Genomic DNA, 18,017 nt, shown 5'->3' on the forward strand with positions numbered 1-18,017 from the left:
TGTTCGACGAGCCGACCTCGGCGCTCGATCCGGAAATGGTCAAGGAGGTGCTCGACACCATGGTCTCGCTGGCCGACGAAGGCATGACCATGCTTTGCGTCACCCACGAGATGGGCTTCGCCCGCCAGGTTGCCGATCGCGTCATCTTCATGGATGCCGGCCAGATCGTCGAGATGAACACCCCCAACGAGTTCTTCAAGAACCCGCAGCACGAGCGCACCAAGCTCTTTCTCTCCCAGATCCTGCACTGAGAAGAGGTTGCAGCTCTTTCGGAATACATTTCGGCGGGAACAATGCCCGCGACCCGATCGCCTAGGTAGTGGGTTTTTCGCCTCTGAAGAATGGCTTCACCGCTTGCAGCAATGGAGCGCAGTCGGGCGCAGCCCTCACGACGGCCCCCTCAAATCCGTTGCCCTGAAGCCAGATCTCCGCTGCAAGCGAAATGCCCTGAGACGGCTGAGAGGCAATTCGTCTCACGAGGTCGGGCAACGCCTCCTTGATGCAGGAATTGACTGAAGAAGCGAGCGCGGGCGGAACCTGCGCTTGCTTCAGACGCACATCGATCTGGGACGTCAGAGGGTCGAGGATCACCAGTTGAATCAGAAACGCTAGAATGCTGCTCAGCATGAGATTAGGCCCTCCTTTGGAGCTGCAGGTCCTCGAAGCTGAGCACCACCTAATTCGTCGTTCCGGATCGTTGAGTGGAAGCGCCACCCATCTCTCGTGTCACATGGCGAAAGCTCAGCACGAACGCGAAACCGACGAAGGCGATGAGCGCGAGCAAAACGATACAATTGCGCTTGCGGAGCTTCGCAGCGGCCCCTGCGCGGTCAATTTGATTTTCGGACATGCTTCAGAACTCGATGAGAACTATTGCTTTGGAGGTCACCGAACGGCGATCGAGCCGGTCGCCACTGACGATGATCCGGTTGCTCCATAGGGATCGAGCAGGGCAGCGTCTGGTCGGCTGATTTCCACCCGGCCGGCCACAACGCTCTGCAAGCGCTCGGGACCCATTTCCTTCAGCATTTTGCGGAAGCTGGAGTGCATTCCGCCATCGGCATATGCGAGCACAGGAGAGGGAGCACTCGCGCTCGTGAGTGCGCTGTAGCGCCTGTCATCACTTGCGCGTCTCTCCGAAATCAAAGTTTGAATGGCCGGTTCGATCTCGTAGGCCGGGCACTGGCTACCGGCGACGAAACGCGAGTTGTCCCCCGCGGCATCGAAGACATATCGCCTTTCGCAGGCCGCAACCTTCGGAGGCTGCCTCGTCGCCTCGAAGTGATCGAACCCTTCCTTCAGATTGCGCCAAAAAGCGATGTGCGGGCTGTTGCGGTGAGCTGCCATGTTCTCCGGTGTCATCCGGAAGGGTAGCGCTTGCACCTGGAAGTTCTTCTGGCCACCGGCAAACGCTTCGCGAGCCAATCCGAAAATCTCCGTCACGCCATCATCCGTCATGGCGAAGCAGCCCGCGGACGTGCAGGCTCCATGGACCATCAGCGCGGAACCCGTGAACCCCTGCGATCGCTCCAACGCGTTCGGATAGCCCAGATTGAACGATAGGTAGAACTGTGACCGGGGGTTCATCAGGTCAGGAGTGACCGTGTAAATTCCCTCCGGGGCTTGCCGATCGCCTTCGCGCGTTTTGGGGCCAAGTTGCCCCGACCAGCGACACATCGGATAGGTCTTGAGGAGGGCAAACCGGCCACTCCGATCCCGCTTCCAGACCTCCAGTTCGCTCTCCTTTTTGAAGATGCGGATGAAGATCGGATCGGCCTGCGACATGCCTTTCGCCGACATTTGCGAGACCAGCTTCGCAGGCAGGGGCTGCAAATGTCGCCCGTCATCGCCTTCGCCGACGACGCAGCCGGCAAGCAGCGCCAAAAGGCCGATGGCCGTCGCCATTTTGACCAAGGTCGAGGAGCTTTGAGACATTGCGTGAGGATGACCGGATATGGCTTCTGAGGCGTTAATAGCGAGTCAGCCTACAAGCTGATGCCACTAGAGATTCAAGGGGCAAAATGCCGCGCGATTGAACCTTTGGCAGAATGGGGGCTTGAACCTCATGTCACTATAGGTGCGACACCTGCGGGAACGTAGGAGTTTGCGAAGTGAAAAGTTCCCGCCAGATTCTCGGGCGCTCAACCGCGACGTTCGCCGCGGATTGGAGAAGGCCGGCGGTGTCCCAGATCCCGCGCTACGCCCTCGCTGTCGCAATGCTGCGATCGGCGCGTGGACTCGTTTGAGCTATGTGGGCCGCCCACAAGTACCGCTCGTGCTGGCGTGGAGCGGAACGACCCGGTAGCCGAGATCGCGTTCCTCCCATCAAGCGATCCGCTGAGCCCCTAGCGAGACGGGGTAATGCTCGCGGTCACCACCTCCGGACGGCCAAGAATGCGGCCCAAGTCCTGCCAATCGTTCTGGTTGGTCGGGGACTGACGCTTGATGAAGGTCAAGCCGGAGCGCGACCACGGGAGGATTTTATCGATCTGGTTGTCCAGAACGAACTCTCCACGATCGGTCACGACGGTAAGAACTGCGTGCCCGCCACCTTCGCGGTCAATCACAACTGTGACCAGGAGCGAGGAGAGCGGCCAGCCCCTCCTCAAAAGCTCGCGCCGCTTTTCCAGCACATAATCCTCGCAGTCCCCTCTTCCGGTCGTCGCGTAAGTCCAGCGCTCGACAACGCCGAACTGATCGAAATCGGTTACCGGCTCGATCGTCTTATTGAAGCGGAGGTTGATTTCAACGAGCTCCGCCCAGCGGGCGTCGGTCAGAGCCACGTTCTGCCTAACGGTCCGCTGAGGAACACAGTCGCCCGGGTTGGCATTGCAAAATTGCCCCCACCCAATGGGAGGCAAGGCTGCTTGCCCTGCGTGAAGGTGAGCAAGGTCGGTCAGGCCATTGGCGCTCGCCGGCGAGATACAAAACTGGGCTGCGATGATCGCAGCGATGGCAAAGCAAGACCTAGCGAGCGCAAGCATGACAATCTCCTATCGAGAATTGTCGTAGCTCTCGCGAATTCAAATCGAACGAAAATCTCGGCGTAAATTGCGAGAACGGGATTCAGGATTTGTTGCCTTTAACAAATACCTCCTCCAGAACGCCGCCTACAGTATCAAATAGGATCAAGGAATACCGAAATGAGATCTCGGAACAGGGCCTTGGCGCTGGCTTTGATTGTCCTTGCGGGCGTCTTTTACGCTGTATCTTTTGTCCGCATGCAACAGACGGAAGACCGGAGACATGTCGAGGATCCGAACGTGCATTCGACGCCGGGCAAACTGTGACACGGGGAGTTGCGTCAATCCGCCTCAGAATGCCGCCTTGAACCTCTAGCGACTATAGCTTGCATTCTGTGCACCCAGTGTTCGTTAGGAGCGCCTGCAATGAATGATACCGCTTCCAAGCCACATGAAGGGTTGCCGTGTCCGGTGTGCCGCGTCGATCTCGTTATGAGCGATCGACAGGGCATCGAAATCGATTACTGCCCGAAATGCCGCGGTGTTTGGCTCGACCGCGGCGAATTGGACAAGATCATTGAACGCAGTTTGAGGGAGCCAAGCTCAGTTCAGGAGCAACCGCAGCCCAGCTTCCTACCTCAGCCCGGCGCTCCAACCCCTTGGGGGGCAGCACCTGCTCAGCCTGGCTACCAGGGCTATTCGCCCCAAGGCGGGCATCAAGGTGGCTACGAAAGTCATGGCGGTGGCCACGGAGGCGGTCATGGTGGTGGTGGCCATGGCGGCGGTTTCGGCCGACGTGGGTTCCTCGGTCGGATCTTCGATTGAACTGACCGCGAAAATCAGATCCGCGTGTCGTGCCCAGAGGACTGCCTAATCTCCTCGTCCTCAATCTGGATGGTCGTATGCGAGATTCCAAACTCCTCGCGCATGGCCATACTGGCGGCCTGCAAGGTGCTCTTCGCCTGCGACGTATCAGACGTGATGATATGACAGCTCATTGCATCGAGGCCGGATGTGAGCGTCCAAACGTGGAGATCGTGAACCGCGGTAACATTTGGGAGCGAAGACAACCGAGCTTCGATCGCTCCGACGTCGACTTCCGGCGGTGTCCCCTCCATCAGGATGTGGACCGCCTGTTTCAGGAGCAACCAGGTGCGCGGGACGATGAAGAGTCCGATCGCCGCGCCGATGATCGGGTCGGCCAGCTTCCACCCTGTAAACATCACCACTGCGGCGGCGACAATGACACCTAGCGAGCCCAACATATCGCCGAGCACCTCGTAGTAGGCGCCTTTGACGTTCAGGCTTTCGGACGAACCGCCGGCGAGCAATTTCAGGCTCAGCAGATTGACCAACAGGCCGACAACCGCAACAACCAGCATAGGACCACCGAGGATATCCGGTGGGTTTTTGAAGCGCTCGTATGCCTCGAATAGGATGTAGACGGTCAGCAACAACAGCACGACCGCATTCGCGAGCGCCGATAGAATTTCAAGGCGCACATACCCGAACGTCTGCTTCGGCGTTGCCGGGCGCTCAGCAAATCGAATGGCAATCAGAGCCAGCGCCAAACCGCCCGCATCGGTGAGCATGTGCGCGGCATCGGCCAAAAGGGCCAGGCTGCCGGTCCAGAGACCTCCAACGACCTCCGCAACCATGAAGGTTGTTGTGAGACCGAGAGCAAGCGCGAGACGCGACTTGTGCTTGCCCGCGCCGGTGACTTGCGCTCCGCCGTGAGAATGTCCTGCACCCATGTAGCCCTCTCGATCGATTTGCAGCTAGGCCGGTTGAAATCGGAACCTGGAGGAATTGAGACGAAGGCCCATCCTTATGGCCCGTCCCTGGAAGCAGCCGACGAGACTAGGAATGGTCATTGTGAGGCGGCTGACCCGGGCTCTCGATCCGAACGTCGGCCTTTAGCCGACCGGCACGAGCAAAAATGAACTCGACGGGCAGAGTGGTACCTGGCTCGACCTTCTGCCTCAAACCGACGAGACGAATTTGCTGATAGTCAGGCTTGAGGCTTGTCTTTGCCGACGGAGCCAGATCGATCTCACCAAGCTCGTCCATTCTCGTGCTGGCTGAGCGCCCGATGGTTCTCTCAAACACGACGCCAGAGGCTGCAGTCGTTTCGACGGCAACAAGTCGATCCAGCCTCGGGGCGTTATTCTCAAAGGTTGCGAACACTGGCAGGTCGTCCCCAACCAAGGCCGTCCCGCTCGACCACGGGTGTATTACGGATACACCGTTGGCCCGAGCTACGGGCTCAGTATGGGTCATACCCAGCAGCAGGAACGGCCCAACACCGATCAGCGCCAGGCCGACCGTCCTGCCAACGGCTTTATAGCTCGGAGAAGCGACCTGGTCGGCTCGTCCGAGAGCATCGATAAATTTCCTGAACCCGGCACCCATCATTTGGAGCCACCCTTAAATCCTGCGCTGGATGGAGCGGAGCGCGAAGTCAGCGGCAGCAAGCTGCCGAGCAGCATTGCAGAGACGCCGAGGCTGATGGCAATGTCGGCGCCGTTGAAGGTCGGCCAATGATAGCCTGCCCAGTGCAGATCAATGAAGTCGGTGACGGCGCCTTGACGCCAGCGATCGACGGCATTGCCCAGAGCTCCGCCTGCGATGAGTGACAGTCCTGTCTGCTCCAGGTTTGTCTCACTCTTCGCAGCCCAGACCAGCAATCCTATAGCGACGACAAACTTGAAGAGGCCGAGAGCGCCGGGCCAAGCGTCCAGCCACTCGCTGCCCAAGCCGAAGCTGACCCCGTAGTTGAAGCCGAGCCTTACATTCAGAAACGGCGTCAATTCGATGATGCGCGGAGGCACCATTACCTTGTTGAGGATCAACCACTTGCTGATCTGATCGGCGGCTAGCGCAACAGCTGCCCAAGCAAGCACGCGACGGGTTATCCGAGGCTGTGACATTACATGTTCCCGGATTGTTGAGGCCGGCAGCCAATCCATCGGCCAACGCGCGCGCAATAGGCACGATAAGGCTCGCCCAAAGCCTTCAGCAGAACGCCTTCTTCGATGCGCACCTGGAGCGCGATCGCATAGAGCGCTAACGCTGTGAGTCCAGCCTGGACGATGCTCGGCTTGGCGATGGAAAGGCCGCCGAATAGGAGCGCTTGGCCGACAAAAACGGGATTGCGCGAGATGGTGAACGGACCACCGTCAACGATAGGCCCGACGTGGTCTTCAGCCGCTCCGATCCGCCATGAGGTACCCATGTAACCCTGCGCAAAAAGGGCAAGGCAGGCTCCGGCAAGCACCAAGACTAATCCAATCACATCTGGCGCTGTTCCGCTCAATAGGCCTGACAACGCATCGGGGGAAAATGCATTATCGAAAATCGTCGTGGCGAGCGGCCACAGCACCGCTCCCGCGAAGGACAGCCTGAACAGCAGCGCCGGCACGAATTGGCGCGGCGATCCTTTGTCGAATAACCACACTGGCTGATCTGACGATCGAGCTAGCGCGGACGATAGCGCCAACAATCCCGCAACGTAGGCTATTGCCGTCCCGTAGGCTGCGAGTTCCAAGGCCGACATTGTCAGGACACGTGACTGGCGTTGAAGCGCAACAGCCGCAGAGCATTTGCGGTTACGATGACGGTCGCTCCCGTGTCAGCAAGGATTGCGACCCACAAGCCAGTGTAACCCAAGACGCTGGTCACGAGGAACACGCCCTTGAGCGCCAGCGCGATGGTGATGTTCGTCCGGATATTGCCCATCGTCGCCCGCGCCAGGCGGATCATGGCAGCGACATCCCGAACCCGGCTTTTGAGGACGGCTCCGTCCGCCGTCTCCAGAGCAACATCAGTGCCGGAGCCCATCGCCACTCCGACATTGGCTGCAGCGAGGGCTGGGGCGTCATTGATGCCGTCACCGACCATCATCACAGAAGTCTCGCTCGCGAGCGATTTGATAGCGGTGACCTTATCGTCAGGCATCAATTCGGCTTTGTGCTCCATGCCAAGTCCACCTGCGATGGCGGCGCCGGTTCGAGCGTTGTCGCCCGTCAACATGAGCGATCGAATTCCCATCGCCTTCAATTCGGCTACAGCCAGGGCAGCATCATCGCGAGGTTCATCGCGCAATGCGATTAGCCCCACAAGCTTGTCGCCAGCGATGACGGCAGCGACGGTCTTTCCATCGGATTCAAGCCGCTCGACATTCGCCTTGGCCTCAGAGTCGAACGTCGCTCGGGAAATCGCATGCCGGGGCGCGCCAACAAAAACCGAAATGCCATCCAAGGAGCCAGTGACACCTTGCCCGGCGATAGCCGCAGCATTTTGCGCCGGTCGAACCGTGATGGCGTGAGACTTGGCGCGATCCAAGATTGCCTCAGCTAGAGGGTGGTTGGATCCGGTTTCAACGGATGCCGCGAGTTCGACGACGCGGCGTTCATCCTCTCCGAGTGCGATCACTTCAGTCACGCGCGGAGTACCAGCGGTCAACGTACCGGTCTTGTCGAACGCGACGACGCCCGTCTTGGCGGCCGCTTCAATGACAACCCCGCCCTTCATCAGCAGGCCCTGACGGGCACCAGTCGACAATGCGGCTGCAATGGAGGCGGGCACCGAGATGACGAGCGCGCATGGGCAGCCGATCAGGAGCAGCGCCAGCGCCCGGTAGATCCAGACCGACCATTCGGCGCCGAGCAGGAGCGGAGGCAGCAGTGCGACCAGCACGGCAAGCCCGACGATCGCCGGCATGTACCAGCGCGAGAAGCGGTCGATGAAGCGCTCGGTCGGGGCGCGGGCCTCCTGCGCCTCCTCGACCAGGCGGATGATGCGGGCGATGGTGTTGTCCTCGGCCGCCTTGTCGACGCGCACGCGCAGGGCCGCTTCGCGATTGACCGAGCCGGCATAGACGGGCTCCCCGACGCCCTTGGTCTTGGGCATCGACTCGCCAGTGACCGGACTCTCATCGATGCCGGAGGTGCCGTCGGTGATCTCGCCATCGGCCGGGATGCGGTCGCCGGGACGGACAAGCACGGTCTGGCCAATTCTGAGGCTCGCGGCATCGACCTGGCGGGTCGAGCCGTTCTCCTCGATGATGGCCGTCTTCGGGACGAGATCGCCGAGCGCGCGGATCGAGGCGCGGGCCCGGTCGGCCGCGACGCCTTCGAGCACTTCGCCGACCGCGAAGAGGAAGACGACCAGCGCCGCTTCCTCGGCGGCGCCGATGAAGAGCGCGCCGATGGCGGCGATCGTCATCAACATTTCGATGGTGAAGGGGATGCCGGCGCGGGCCGCCGCGAAGGCGCGTTTCGCCACCGGCGCGACGCCGACGACGCAGGCCACGATGAAGGCCCAGTGGCCGATTCCGGGCCAGATCAGCCCGGCAGCATAGGCGGCACCGAGGAACAGGCCGGTCGCGATGACGAGCCGGCCCTTGCCCGTCTGGTACCAGCTCGCACCGTCGGGCGTGGCCTCATGGACATGGCCGGGCAGGCCGTGGCCGTGGTCACTCACCGCAGATGTAGAGCCCGAGACTTTGGCACTGTGTGTATGAGCGGCGTGCTTGTGGCCTGAATGATCGTGTTTGTGGTCGCCGTGATCGTGGCCATGATCATGCTTATGGCCAGCATGATCATGGTTGTGCCCGTGCTCATGACCATGGTTGTGCCCATGGTCATGAGCGTGCGAGTGGCCATGGGCATGGCCCGAACATGAATTTTCGCCGTGATCATGTTTGGCATGATCGTGATCATGGTGATCGTGAGTGTGACCCGCGTGACCATGATCATGCCCGCAGCCACAACTGTCTTCTTTTGCCGCTGGCGCCGGTGATGCCAGTGCTGCAAGCGCGGTAGTCGTGTAGCCGAGGCCCTTCACGCGCTTCTCGATCGCGTCAGGGGCGGTTCGTCCGGCATCCAGTGCAAGGGTCAAAGTCTCGGATATCACCGAGACTTTGACATCGCTGACGCCGGGGAGGCGCTCCACGGCGCCGCGAATCTTCGCTGCGCAGCTTGCGCAGTCCATACCCGCGACCTTCCAGGACAGTGTCTGCTTCGACGGTTCAGTTTTGTCGTGGTCGTGGGTTTGGCCGACGTCGTCATTCGCGTGGCGCTTGCTCTCGACCATCGCTATTGCGCCGAAGCCCAGGCTTTTTACGCGCTGCTCGACCGCCTGACGAGATGTACGCGTCTCGTCTAGCTTCAACTTCATCGTTTCCGACATCAGCGAGAGCCTGAAATCGGACACGCCTGGCATTTTTTCGACGGCACCGCGCACCTTGGCCACGCAGCTGGCGCAATCCATCCCGCTAATCTTCCAGCTCAAAGGCTGTAGCTTGCTGTCCTTGCTGGCCGCCATAGGGATGACTCCTGGTGCCCGAATTTCGGAAGCTGCCTCTCTACAACCTCTAGCGACTTCAGGTTCAAGCGAAAAATTTCAGACTCTGGTAGCGGGCGAAATCGCCCGCCGATGGAGTCTCGTCGGGCTTCGGATGGCTCGAACATTCAACGGGTATCCCCGGGCCTTGACAGGCTTCAGCAAGTTCTCTTATTGCAAATGAAATGCATTTACAGAAAGACCTTCCGATGAAGGGCAGCGAGATCGCTGAAACCGGCTGGCGCAGGCAGCGCGGCGAGCCGTCCATGCTCGAAGTGTTTCGGAGCATCACAGTAAATCCTGGCGCGACGCCCTGGCGCAGATTCCTTGCCTTCGTGGGCCCCGGCTATCTCGTTGCAGTGGGTTATATGGACCCCGGCAATTGGGCGACTTCACTCGCTGGGGGAGCGCAGTTCGGCTACGCGCTGCTGGTCGTTGCTCTCGTTTCCAACATCATGGCGATTATTCTGCAGGCCCTTTGCGCCCGCTTGGCCATCGCGACCGGCCGGGATCTCGCTCAAGCATGCAGGGACGCGTTTCCAAAAGCGGTCGCCTGGCCGCTATGGGCCTTCGCGGAGCTGGCCATCTGTGCAACCGACCTCGCTGAAGTCATCGGGACGGCAATCGCGCTGAATTTGCTGTTCGGCATGCCCATGGAGATCGGCGTATTGGTCACCGCTCTCGACGTGATCGTTATCCTTTGGCTGCAGAATATGGGCTTCCGTTGGGTCGAAGCCTTTATCATCACGCTACTCGGCGTAATCGCGCTCTGTTTCGGCATCCAGATTGCTCTGGCGGATCCGAACTGGGGTGAGGTCATTCGAGGCTTTGCTCCGACGACCGAGATCGTCCGCAATCCCCAGATGCTCTACCTGGCCTTGGGAATTATCGGTGCCACAGTGATGCCGCATAATCTCTACTTGCATTCCGGCATCGTGCAGACGCGGGCATACGGGAGTACGATCCCTGAGAAACGAGACGCGCTAAAGTGGGCAACCCTCGACTCAACGATCGCGCTGATGTTTGCGCTCATCGTCAATGCGTCTATCCTCGTTCTGGCTGCTGCAAGCTTTCATAAGACTGGGCAGACCGAGGTCGCGGAACTCGGCAGAGCGCACGAGTTGCTCGCACCGCTCCTTGGAGCTTCAATCGCACCGACCCTTTTCGCGATTGCCCTTCTCTGCTGCGGGCTCAACTCGACGGTCACCGCGACGATGGCGGGCCAGATCGTCATGGAAGGCTTCCTCGATATCAAGCTCCCCTCGTGGCTGCGACGGTTGGCGACCCGGCTCGTGGCCATCGTTCCCGCCCTCCTCGTCACCTGGATCTATGGTGCTGGAGAGACGGCGAAGCTTCTGATCCTAAGTCAGGTCGTCCTGGGGCTGCAGCTGCCTTTCGCGATCGTTCCACTCGTCATGTTCACTGCGTCGCGGACAAAAATGGGCGAGCTCGTCGCCCCGCGCTGGTTGACGGTGACCGCAGCGGTGGTGGCCGCCATCATCATCGTCCTCAATATCAAATTGCTGGCCGACCTTGCGGTTGGGTGAACATCTCGTCGCATTGCCTGACCGCAGTGGCCGGCTTAACAGGGCATCGTGAGAAGCATTTCGAGCGCATACTGTTGGCAGTGCCTATGGGCAGTTGCGCTCGCTTGCGCGCTGGTGATGACGTGCTTGATGCAGCCCGTTCAGGCCAGCTACGCACTCGAATTGACCGCCGCGAAGCCTGCCAAAGACCTGCCGACCGATTCTGGTTCGCAGGCGCCGGCCCGCGTTTCGGACCACCACCAATCTTTGCAGAGTGGGAATTCAGACCGGTACGCGCCAGGAGATCGGGCCTTGCTACCCACCGGCAATCTGGCTGCTGTCGACAAAAATAGCTTGCCTCGGTTCGTTCACCTACCTGCGCTCGCCGTCGATGCTACGGTTGTCGTGCCAGTCCGGGCACTTCTTCGCCAAGGATCAAGAGCACCACCAGCCCTCATGACGTGAGTTGAACCGGCCTAGCCGGCCCCTTCGCTATGAGGAGACGACCTTGATGATTTTGCCCCCCGCAAGCGGCATTCCGAAGTCCGGCTTGGGCGCTAATTCCCCAACTCTTCCCATCGGTCACAGTGGGGATCGACGAGCGGCGGCGCATGCCTTTCGTCGCTATCAGCGCCACAATCAAATGTTTCAGCCATGCCATTTCTGAAGTGGATACGGTACGGAGCGTGGGCTGCCGTTATCTTGATCAGCTTCACCTGCGCGGCGATTTTGCTGGGCTGGTGGCGGGTTGACGGATCCAGGGTTACCGCGAAGAGCCAATCCAACATCTCCGCGCCCGTGGACATCGGAGGGCCATTTTCGCTGACCGATCACCGAGGGAAGGCTGTCACCGATAAGGACTTTGTCGGCAAACCGATGGCCGTCTTTTTCGGCTTCACGCATTGCCCGGAAGTCTGCCCAACCACGTTGGTTCAGTTGGGAAACCTGACGAAGCAGATCGGGCAAGCGGCGGACAAGCTCCAGATCCTGTTCATCACGGTTGATCCTGAACGCGACACTCCAGAGCAGATGGCGCTCTATCTGGAGTCCTTCGACCCACGGGTCGTCGGCTTGAGCGGGACCCGTGAGCAGGTGGAGGCTGCTTTGAAGGCGTACAAGGCCTATGCCAAAAAGGTCCCGACCGACGGCAGCTACACCATGGATCACACCGCGTCCGTGTATCTTATGAATGAGGACGGCAGCTTCCGAACGATGATCGACTATCACGAGGAAGATGGCTCGGCGCTCGCCAAAATTCGCATGGTGTTGAGGTGATCAGCAGGCGCCGATGGCTCGGCGCTTCCGTCGTCATATTAGGCATCGCGGCCCCGGCAGCATATCTCGGGCTGGCTCGGCGATTTGGGGGACAGGCAGAATTCCGCCCGGCAGTGACCTTTGAGGACGTCAACGGCCAGCCGCGATCGCTGGCCGATTTCCGGGGCAAGTACGTGCTCCTGAATGTTTGGGCGACCTGGTGCCCACCTTGCGTGAAAGAGATGCCTTCGCTTGATAGGCTTCAGGCTTTGAAAGGCGACACTCGCTTTGAGGTTGTCGCCCTTTCAGTCGACCGGAAAGGTCCGCAGCTCGTCAAAGACTTTTACCTGCGCGCGAATATTCGATCGCTTGGAATCTACCTCGATCGCGAGGCCCGGAGCATGTCTGCCCTCCGGGTCACGGGACTTCCGATGACGCTATTGCTCGATCCAAGCGGCGTCGAGGTCGCGCGGTGGGCTGGAATGCGGGAATGGGATAAGCGTGAGATGATGCGGGAGATCGACGAGCGGATCACCAAAAGGTCGACTGGTCGATGATCGCTTCCGGACGACACCTTCAAGAAAGCGCGAGCCTCGGCCTCCCAAATTGCCTCGGATGCTCAACTCGCGATAATTCGCAACCATGATGGCAACCAGATCAGCTCGAACGATCGGACGCAGCCTTTTGGCTGTCGTTGGCGGTCTCGTGCTGCTGCTTCAGCTGCTGGTTAGTGCGTCGGCGACGAGTAACCATCTCGCCATCAAATTCGTTCAACGCGACACTCCGCTGTCAGAAATTTGCGGGACAACGCCGGCCACCAAGGGTGATCGCGCCGCGCATATCGAAGGCCTGAACAGTTGCTGTTTCTGGGCGAAACCCATCGCCTTGGCGTCCTTGGTCCCGCCTGCGGCCGCAGTCTTGGTTTCGGATCGTCCCGGGCCGGCCAAGGTGGTTTTTGCGCTGCCTTTCGCTCCGTTCGTTTTGCCACCCTCGACAGCACCGCCGCGCGCGACCGGCCCTCCATCCCAACGTTGATCAAGCGGGCCTCGCGAGAGGCTTTGCTAGGACCGCGTTCAGCGGATCCGAAGTCGTAGCTGAACCTCACGCGCACAGACAGCGCCGTGCATTGGGGCAGCTCATGATCCCGATCAGCCCAGGAGCGCCGCGGAGTGCTCGGCAAGATTCTCAAGTCCCGGTTCGCTATCCTCACGGCTGTCGCAACTGCGGCAGTCGCGATTTTGGCTGCGTCACCCTTAGTCGTTGAGAAGGCCCCACGAGCGGGAACCGCTGGGGCACTCGGGTTCTATCGACTCGGTGGCGAATTTACCGACCTGAAAAGCTTTCAGGGTCGGCCGGTTCTGTTGAGCATCTGGGCCACGTGGTGCTTGTCATGCCGCGAGGAGCTTCCGGCTCTCGCGCGCCTAAATCGCGAGTGGAAAGAGCCCAGCCTTCGCGTCGTCGCACTGTCCGTCGATCGTGACGGCGCGGAAGTCGTAGAATCTTTGCTCCGCAATCTCGGCATCGTGGACTTGCCGGTCTTTCTCGATCCCGCCGGCCGGGCCGTGAAAGAATTTTCGGTTTCCGGGCTGCCGACGTCCATCCTTCTCGATCGCAATGGTCGCGAGATCGGCCGCTGGTTCGGCCCCAGATCTTGGGATGCGACGGCAACGAGGCAGGAGATCATCGGGCTGATCGCAAAGGGCGGAAACGAAGGACAGAAGCCCTGATGGAAATCGCAAACATCAGCATTCTAGCCGCTCTCGCCGCCGGCGCCGTCTCGTTTCTGTCCCCCTGCGTGCTGCCGTTGGTCCCTGGCTACCTGTCGTATGTCGCGGGAAGTTTGTCGGCCGACTCCGACAGCCCGAGAGCGCGGATAAGTGCCTTTGCTATGAGCTTCTGGTTCGTGCTCGGATTTTCGACGGTTTTCGTCATCCTAGGCGCGGGAGCCTCTGCATTAAGCCGGCTTCTGCTCTCCTATCGCTACGAGGCCGGCCTCGTCGGCGGCGCGATCATCGTCGTCTTTGGCATTTTCAGCACTGGCGTTGTGCGCATCCCCTGGATGGAGCGGGAATTCCGACTGAGTCCGCAAGTGTCAGGCGGGCGGCCGCAAAGCGCTTACATTCTCGGGCTCGCGTTCGGTTTCGGATGGACGCCCTGCATCGGGCCGATTCTCGGCGCAATCCTCACCGTGAGCGCGACCTCTACGACGCCCGCGGCGGGAGTGGCTCTCTTGGCGATCTATTCGCTCGGCCTGGCCATCCCCTTTCTCCTCACCGCACTGCTAGCCGGCGGCATCACTGCGCGTCTGCGGAGGCTGCGCAGCTTCGGTCGAGGTCTCCAGATTTTCACGGGCCTAACGATGGTCGCCATGGGGCTCGCCATGATGACGGGGCGCCTCTCAACCATGGCGTTCTGGCTACTCGAAACCTTCCCAATCCTCGCACTTATCGGTTGAAAGGCCTCCATCTGATGACAAATCCCAGCATTTTACCCGACCAGGAAGGCCGGTGGTCGTTCCTGTATCTGGCATGGCTCGTTGCGCTGGTCGCGAGCTTAAGCGCGCTCTTCATCGGCGAGGTGATGGGACAGGCTCCCTGCAGCCTTTGTTGGCAACAGCGAGCATTCATGTTTCCGCTCGCCATCCTACTCGCTATCGCCAGCTTTCGTGCGGACACGACGGTTTGGCGATATGCATTGCCGCTGGCCGCTCTCGGTGCGGCGATCGCTCTGTTCCACAGCCTGCTCTACGCTGGCCTGATCCCAGAAGGCATCCAGCCCTGCTCGCAAGGCCCGTCCTGCGCGAGCGCAGAGATGACCGTCCTTGGAGTTCTGCCGCTCCCATACCTCTCGCTGGCAGCATTTTTAGCAATCGTGTTCGCCCTGCTTGCTTCAAAGTCGAAGGCACAATCATGAACCGTCGCGGCCTTATCATTGCAACTGGCGCGCTGGCGCTCTCGTTCTTCGTGGGCGGGAGTGTGGCTTACAACGCTCAACAAGCGCGGAGAGCGCGCGAGATTGCCGCGGCCCGTGCCGAGGCATTGGTGCGGAGCCATTCCCCGGTCCTTGGTCCGCCGAACGCGCCCGTCACAATCGTGGAATTCTTCGATCCATCGTGTGAGGCGTGTCGAGCCTTCTATCCGCCTTTGAAGCAGATCATGGGTTTGTTCCCCAACGATGTTCGCCTCGTTATGCGCTACGCGGCATTTCACGACGGCTCCGACGCCGCCGTAAAAATCCTTGAAGCGGCTCGCCTTCAGGACAAGTTCGTGCCCGTCCTCGAGGCACTCTTGGAGTTTCAGCCGGAGTGGGCCGATCACACTGGCCCCGTGTTGGAGAAGGCTTGGGCGCGCGCGAAAGATGCGGGCTTGGATATCGAGCAGGCGAAGCGGGACTGGACACGCGTTGAAATCCAAGCTGCCTTGGATAGCGACACCCGCGACAGCAAATCCCTGGAGGTGACACGCACTCCGACGTTCTTTGTGAACGGCCAACCGCTGACCGACTTCGGCCCACAGCAGCTCTACGACATGGTTCGTCGGGAGGTACAGAAGACGAAGTAGCGCGGATATTTTCGATACGGTGGCTGGATGAGCCCAGCGCGCACCAGCCACCAATTCGCGATTGTGGAGCTGTACCTTGTCGCGAAGAGCGATCGTAAATTTGCTATTCCGGGTAGCGATACTGATCGTCGTCGCAATCGGCATCTGGACCGGTCGTATCAAGCTTCGCGGATGAGACAACCGTTGTTCTGAACGAACGCCAAGGAAGCGCTCGGGCTGGAGTGGATACGTCATGCTTGACCCGCATCATAGGGCCCATATCATGCCTATGATCGGGGAGTTGCGATGGATCTACGTCAGCTGGAAGCGTTTGCGGCGGTCATGTCCGCTGGGAGCATCACGGGTGCAGCGCGCCTCCTAGGACGGTCACAGCCCGCTCTGACACGCCTCATTCAAGATCTCGAAAATTCGCTTGGCTTCAGCCTGCTTCATCGAAGCGGGCCGCGCGTCACAACCACGGAACAGGGCCTCCGATTCTATCAAGAAGTCGAGCCAGTGCTAGCTTGGCTCCGGCAACTGCGAGAGCGTGCGGACGCGATCGCGGCTGACAAGCCGAGGTCGCTTTCCATCGCGTCCATCGCGTCTTTTTCAGTCGGAATGCTTCCGGCTGCTCTGCGTCGCCTCGGTCTCGACAACCTTCCAGACCAGATCCACATTCGCACCGCGATTGCCGAGCAAGTCGTTCAGGACATCGCCACGCAAGTGTCAGAGATCGGCATCACGAGCTTGCCGGTGGATCATCCGGCGTTGGAAATCCATTGGATCGGTGAAGCCCCTTGCGTCGCTGCGATCGCATCCGACGATCCTCTCGCGGATCTGGATTGCGTGCCATTATCGGCGTTGGCCGGCCGACGGCTGATTACGCTGGCCAACCCATTCAGATGGCGTCGGCGGGTCGATCTTGCCTTGGAGGCTAACGGAGTCACTCCCGCGGCGGTGTTGGACACCAACACGTCGAACGCAGCCATTATGTCAGCCCGGGCAGGTCTGGGAGTGGCGCTCATCGAGCCCATCATCGCATATGGAATGCCTGTCGAAGGAGTTGTCATCAGGCCACTCGACGTCAATATCTCTTTCTTCTGGGCGATCGTGACACCTTACGGTCGTCCGTTGGCTGCGCTGGTTTCGGGCCTGATCGACAAATTCGATGAAATCGCCCGAGAAACTATCCCGGGCTTCGTCAAGCACCCTGCTGAGTCGAGGCAGCAACTCGTGGCGGATCTCGCGCGACCAGCTTATTCTTCCGATCGCTAATCGCGCGACCAAACGATCTCGCTCAGATGCCAGTGCGGGAGATTTCCTGAAGGTAGTCGCGTGACAGGTCCTGGATTTCCAGCAAGGGCAACAGGTCGTTGTCATCGGCCAGCGGGCGGCCGTATGCAGCCGACAGCAGCGCTAGGCCTGCTTCGTGGAGGCTAGCCGGACGCCCCGCAAGTCGGCCTAGCAGTATCGTAGGCCACAGGCCGAAGGGAGCGTCCTCGAGGACGTAGCGGCTCTCCGTTGTCGTAGGCCCAAAGCCGCCTCTCCCGCGCTGATGGAGCTCCTGGTTCATCTCCGCGATGCTGGCGATGGGGAGCTGGTAAGAGAAGAAGTAGTGCTCCTTGATCGACCGCACCGAGACGCCGAACTCCGCCGCGATCGCTAGTCGTTCGGCATCTAGTTCCTCCATGACCCGACCCACAGACGCGGTGACGTTTTCCGCCTGGCCCCATCGTTCCCCGCGCTCCATTCGCGTGAGATTGAAAAGCGAGATGGCCAGGTGATTTTGCGGATTGAGGTTGCTGAGTGAGATGGCCAGCAATCCGTCACGCCGGACAAAACGATCGCCGAACAGCGCTGTGCAAAGCGTGTGCCCGACCTCGATGTCACTCTCGGGAACCGTTGCGAGGTCGATCTTGGACCGAACGGAGTTCACCCCAACCTCAGTGGGCCCTTGTTTGCGCCCGGTCGTTAGCGTTGTGCCCCAAGCAATGATCGGGGCCTTTATACCTCGCTCCGAAATTAGCCGGGACAGATAGAGTGCTCCGAACGAAAGGTGCGAGCTGATGATTGTCGGTTGGCCATCGCGCAGGTTGCCGGCGATCGCTTCTATGGCCATGCGATGGGCATTCCCGGGCATGGCGAGCATCGCCACATCGGAGCCGGCGATCACCTCCTCAGCAGTCGAAGCGATCCGAGGTTGAAAACTCAGGTCGAGAGCACCTGACGCTTTCAGGGATGCCCCGGCTGAGAGCTCGGCCGTGCCGCGTCCGGAGGGGGACCAGAGAATCGGTTCATGCCCGTTGAGATGGAGGTATGCGGCCGCTCCAAAGGCGATGCCGCCTGCACCGAGAATGCCGACCCGCATTGAATAGCTCCGTTAGATCGAG

18 protein-coding genes and 1 pseudogene are annotated in these 18,017 nt (G+C 60.2%); 10 read left to right on the forward strand and 9 right to left on the reverse strand.

The window, feature by feature from the left end; translation table 11 throughout:
- Positions 1–251 (forward strand): annotated as a pseudogene (locus BGO20_RS22510) (amino acid ABC transporter ATP-binding protein); the annotation flags it as partial.
- Between the two features lie 61 nt (positions 252–312).
- Here BGO20_RS22510 and BGO20_RS22515 read toward each other — a convergent pair.
- The 3 genes from BGO20_RS22515 to BGO20_RS22525 form a co-directional block, all read right to left on the reverse strand.
- On the reverse strand, positions 313–627 hold the full coding sequence (locus tag BGO20_RS22515; protein ID WP_291664815.1) for a hypothetical protein: 315 nt from the start codon (positions 625–627) through the stop codon (positions 313–315).
- Between the two features lie 258 nt (positions 628–885).
- On the reverse strand, positions 886–1,905 hold the full coding sequence (locus BGO20_RS22520) for a L,D-transpeptidase family protein (RefSeq protein ID WP_291664813.1): 1,020 nt from the start codon (positions 1,903–1,905) through the stop codon (positions 886–888).
- A gap of 440 nt (positions 1,906–2,345) precedes the next feature.
- On the reverse strand, positions 2,346–2,984 hold the full coding sequence (locus BGO20_RS22525) for a transglutaminase-like cysteine peptidase (protein WP_291664812.1): 639 nt from the start codon (positions 2,982–2,984) through the stop codon (positions 2,346–2,348).
- A 471-nt stretch (positions 2,985–3,455) separates the two neighbouring features.
- Between BGO20_RS22525 and BGO20_RS22530 the strand changes: the two genes are divergently transcribed.
- Positions 3,456–3,788 (forward strand): TFIIB-type zinc ribbon-containing protein, encoded by a 333-nt coding sequence (locus BGO20_RS22530; RefSeq protein WP_465246069.1) that lies wholly within the window; start codon positions 3,456–3,458, stop codon positions 3,786–3,788.
- A 14-nt stretch (positions 3,789–3,802) separates the two neighbouring features.
- Here the strand turns inward: BGO20_RS22530 and BGO20_RS22535 are convergent, their stop codons facing one another.
- From BGO20_RS22535 to BGO20_RS22555, 5 genes are all read right to left on the reverse strand, one after another.
- Entirely contained in the window at positions 3,803–4,717 is a 915-nt protein-coding gene (locus BGO20_RS22535; RefSeq protein WP_291664808.1) for a cation diffusion facilitator family transporter, read from the reverse strand.
- 106 nt (positions 4,718–4,823) lie between these two features.
- Positions 4,824–5,378, reverse strand: coding sequence for a copper chaperone PCu(A)C (locus BGO20_RS22540; RefSeq protein ID WP_291664805.1), 555 nt, complete (start codon positions 5,376–5,378; stop codon positions 4,824–4,826).
- Positions 5,375–5,866: a signal peptidase II gene (gene lspA / locus BGO20_RS22545; protein ID WP_291664803.1), complete on the reverse strand. Its 492-nt coding sequence runs from the start codon at positions 5,864–5,866 to the stop codon at positions 5,375–5,377. Before lspA ends, BGO20_RS22540 begins: the two co-directional genes overlap by 4 nt.
- Positions 5,867–5,892: 26 nt before the next feature.
- A complete protein-coding gene (locus tag BGO20_RS22550; RefSeq protein ID WP_291664802.1) occupies positions 5,893–6,420 on the reverse strand; it encodes a methyltransferase family protein in 528 nt (175 codons plus the stop codon).
- Positions 6,421–6,521: 101 nt separating this feature from the next.
- Positions 6,522–9,290 carry a heavy metal translocating P-type ATPase gene (locus BGO20_RS22555; protein WP_291664801.1) on the reverse strand — a complete coding sequence of 923 codons (2,769 nt, stop codon included), beginning with the start codon at positions 9,288–9,290 and terminating at the stop codon, positions 6,522–6,524.
- A gap of 227 nt (positions 9,291–9,517) precedes the next feature.
- On the opposite strand from BGO20_RS22555, the gene BGO20_RS22560 reads away from it, so the two are divergent.
- The 8 genes from BGO20_RS22560 to BGO20_RS22595 all read left to right on the forward strand — a co-directional run bounded on the left by BGO20_RS22560 (position 9,518) and on the right by BGO20_RS22595 (position 16,902).
- Positions 9,518–10,855: an Nramp family divalent metal transporter gene (locus BGO20_RS22560; protein ID WP_291664799.1), complete on the forward strand. Its 1,338-nt coding sequence runs from the start codon at positions 9,518–9,520 to the stop codon at positions 10,853–10,855.
- 681 nt (positions 10,856–11,536) lie between these two features.
- Entirely contained in the window at positions 11,537–12,109 is a 573-nt protein-coding gene (locus tag BGO20_RS22565; protein ID WP_291546707.1) for an SCO family protein, read from the forward strand.
- Between the two features lie 113 nt (positions 12,110–12,222).
- Positions 12,223–12,645, forward strand: a complete 423-nt coding sequence (locus tag BGO20_RS22570; RefSeq protein ID WP_291546705.1) for a TlpA disulfide reductase family protein — start codon at positions 12,223–12,225, stop codon at positions 12,643–12,645.
- 612 nt (positions 12,646–13,257) lie between these two features.
- Entirely contained in the window at positions 13,258–13,815 is a 558-nt protein-coding gene (locus tag BGO20_RS22575; protein WP_291664797.1) for a TlpA disulfide reductase family protein, read from the forward strand.
- Entirely contained in the window at positions 13,815–14,543 is a 729-nt protein-coding gene (locus tag BGO20_RS22580; protein WP_291664795.1) for a cytochrome c biogenesis CcdA family protein, read from the forward strand. The genes BGO20_RS22575 and BGO20_RS22580 overlap by 1 nt, the downstream gene beginning before the upstream one ends.
- A 14-nt stretch (positions 14,544–14,557) precedes the next feature.
- The gene (locus tag BGO20_RS22585) at positions 14,558–15,001 is read left to right on the forward strand and encodes a disulfide bond formation protein B (protein ID WP_291548027.1); all 444 of its coding nucleotides are present in this window, start codon (positions 14,558–14,560) and stop codon (positions 14,999–15,001) included.
- Entirely contained in the window at positions 14,998–15,648 is a 651-nt protein-coding gene (locus BGO20_RS22590) for a DsbA family protein (RefSeq protein ID WP_291664793.1), read from the forward strand. The genes BGO20_RS22585 and BGO20_RS22590 overlap by 4 nt, the downstream gene beginning before the upstream one ends.
- 285 nt (positions 15,649–15,933) lie before the next feature.
- Positions 15,934–16,902, forward strand: a complete 969-nt coding sequence (locus tag BGO20_RS22595; protein WP_291664791.1) for a LysR family transcriptional regulator — start codon at positions 15,934–15,936, stop codon at positions 16,900–16,902.
- Between the two features lie 22 nt (positions 16,903–16,924).
- Here BGO20_RS22595 and BGO20_RS22600 read toward each other — a convergent pair whose 3' ends face one another.
- Complete coding sequence (locus BGO20_RS22600) at positions 16,925–17,995, reverse strand: NAD/NADP octopine/nopaline dehydrogenase family protein (RefSeq protein WP_291664789.1); 1,071 nt, start codon at positions 17,993–17,995, stop codon at positions 16,925–16,927.
- Positions 17,996–18,017 lie beyond the last annotated feature (22 nt).

The sequence above is a fragment of the Allobosea sp. 67-29 genome (assembly GCF_001898115.1).
Taxonomy (GTDB): Bacteria; Pseudomonadota; Alphaproteobacteria; order Rhizobiales; family Beijerinckiaceae; genus Allobosea.

Bases quoted from the DNA above. Each gene is read 5' to 3' on its own strand.
- BGO20_RS22540 (WP_291664805.1), bottom strand. From the start codon at position 5,378: ATGATGGGTGCCGGGTTCAGGAAATTTATCGATGCTCTCGGACGAGCC.
- BGO20_RS22530 (WP_465246069.1), top strand. From the start codon at position 3,456: ATGAGCGATCGACAGGGCATCGAAATCGATTACTGCCCGAAATGCCGC.
- BGO20_RS22590 (WP_291664793.1), top strand. From the start codon at position 14,998: ATGAACCGTCGCGGCCTTATCATTGCAACTGGCGCGCTGGCGCTCTCG.
- BGO20_RS22555 (WP_291664801.1), bottom strand. From the start codon at position 9,290: ATGGCGGCCAGCAAGGACAGCAAGCTACAGCCTTTGAGCTGGAAGATT.
- BGO20_RS22525 (WP_291664812.1), bottom strand. From the start codon at position 2,984: ATGCTTGCGCTCGCTAGGTCTTGCTTTGCCATCGCTGCGATCATCGCA.
- BGO20_RS22580 (WP_291664795.1), top strand. From the start codon at position 13,815: ATGGAAATCGCAAACATCAGCATTCTAGCCGCTCTCGCCGCCGGCGCC.
- BGO20_RS22560 (WP_291664799.1), top strand. From the start codon at position 9,518: ATGAAGGGCAGCGAGATCGCTGAAACCGGCTGGCGCAGGCAGCGCGGC.
- BGO20_RS22520 (WP_291664813.1), bottom strand. From the start codon at position 1,905: ATGGCGACGGCCATCGGCCTTTTGGCGCTGCTTGCCGGCTGCGTCGTC.
- BGO20_RS22595 (WP_291664791.1), top strand. From the start codon at position 15,934: ATGGATCTACGTCAGCTGGAAGCGTTTGCGGCGGTCATGTCCGCTGGG.
- BGO20_RS22600 (WP_291664789.1), bottom strand. From the start codon at position 17,995: ATGCGGGTCGGCATTCTCGGTGCAGGCGGCATCGCCTTTGGAGCGGCC.
- BGO20_RS22585 (WP_291548027.1), top strand. From the start codon at position 14,558: ATGACAAATCCCAGCATTTTACCCGACCAGGAAGGCCGGTGGTCGTTC.
- BGO20_RS22515 (WP_291664815.1), bottom strand. From the start codon at position 627: ATGCTGAGCAGCATTCTAGCGTTTCTGATTCAACTGGTGATCCTCGAC.
- BGO20_RS22535 (WP_291664808.1), bottom strand. From the start codon at position 4,717: ATGGGTGCAGGACATTCTCACGGCGGAGCGCAAGTCACCGGCGCGGGC.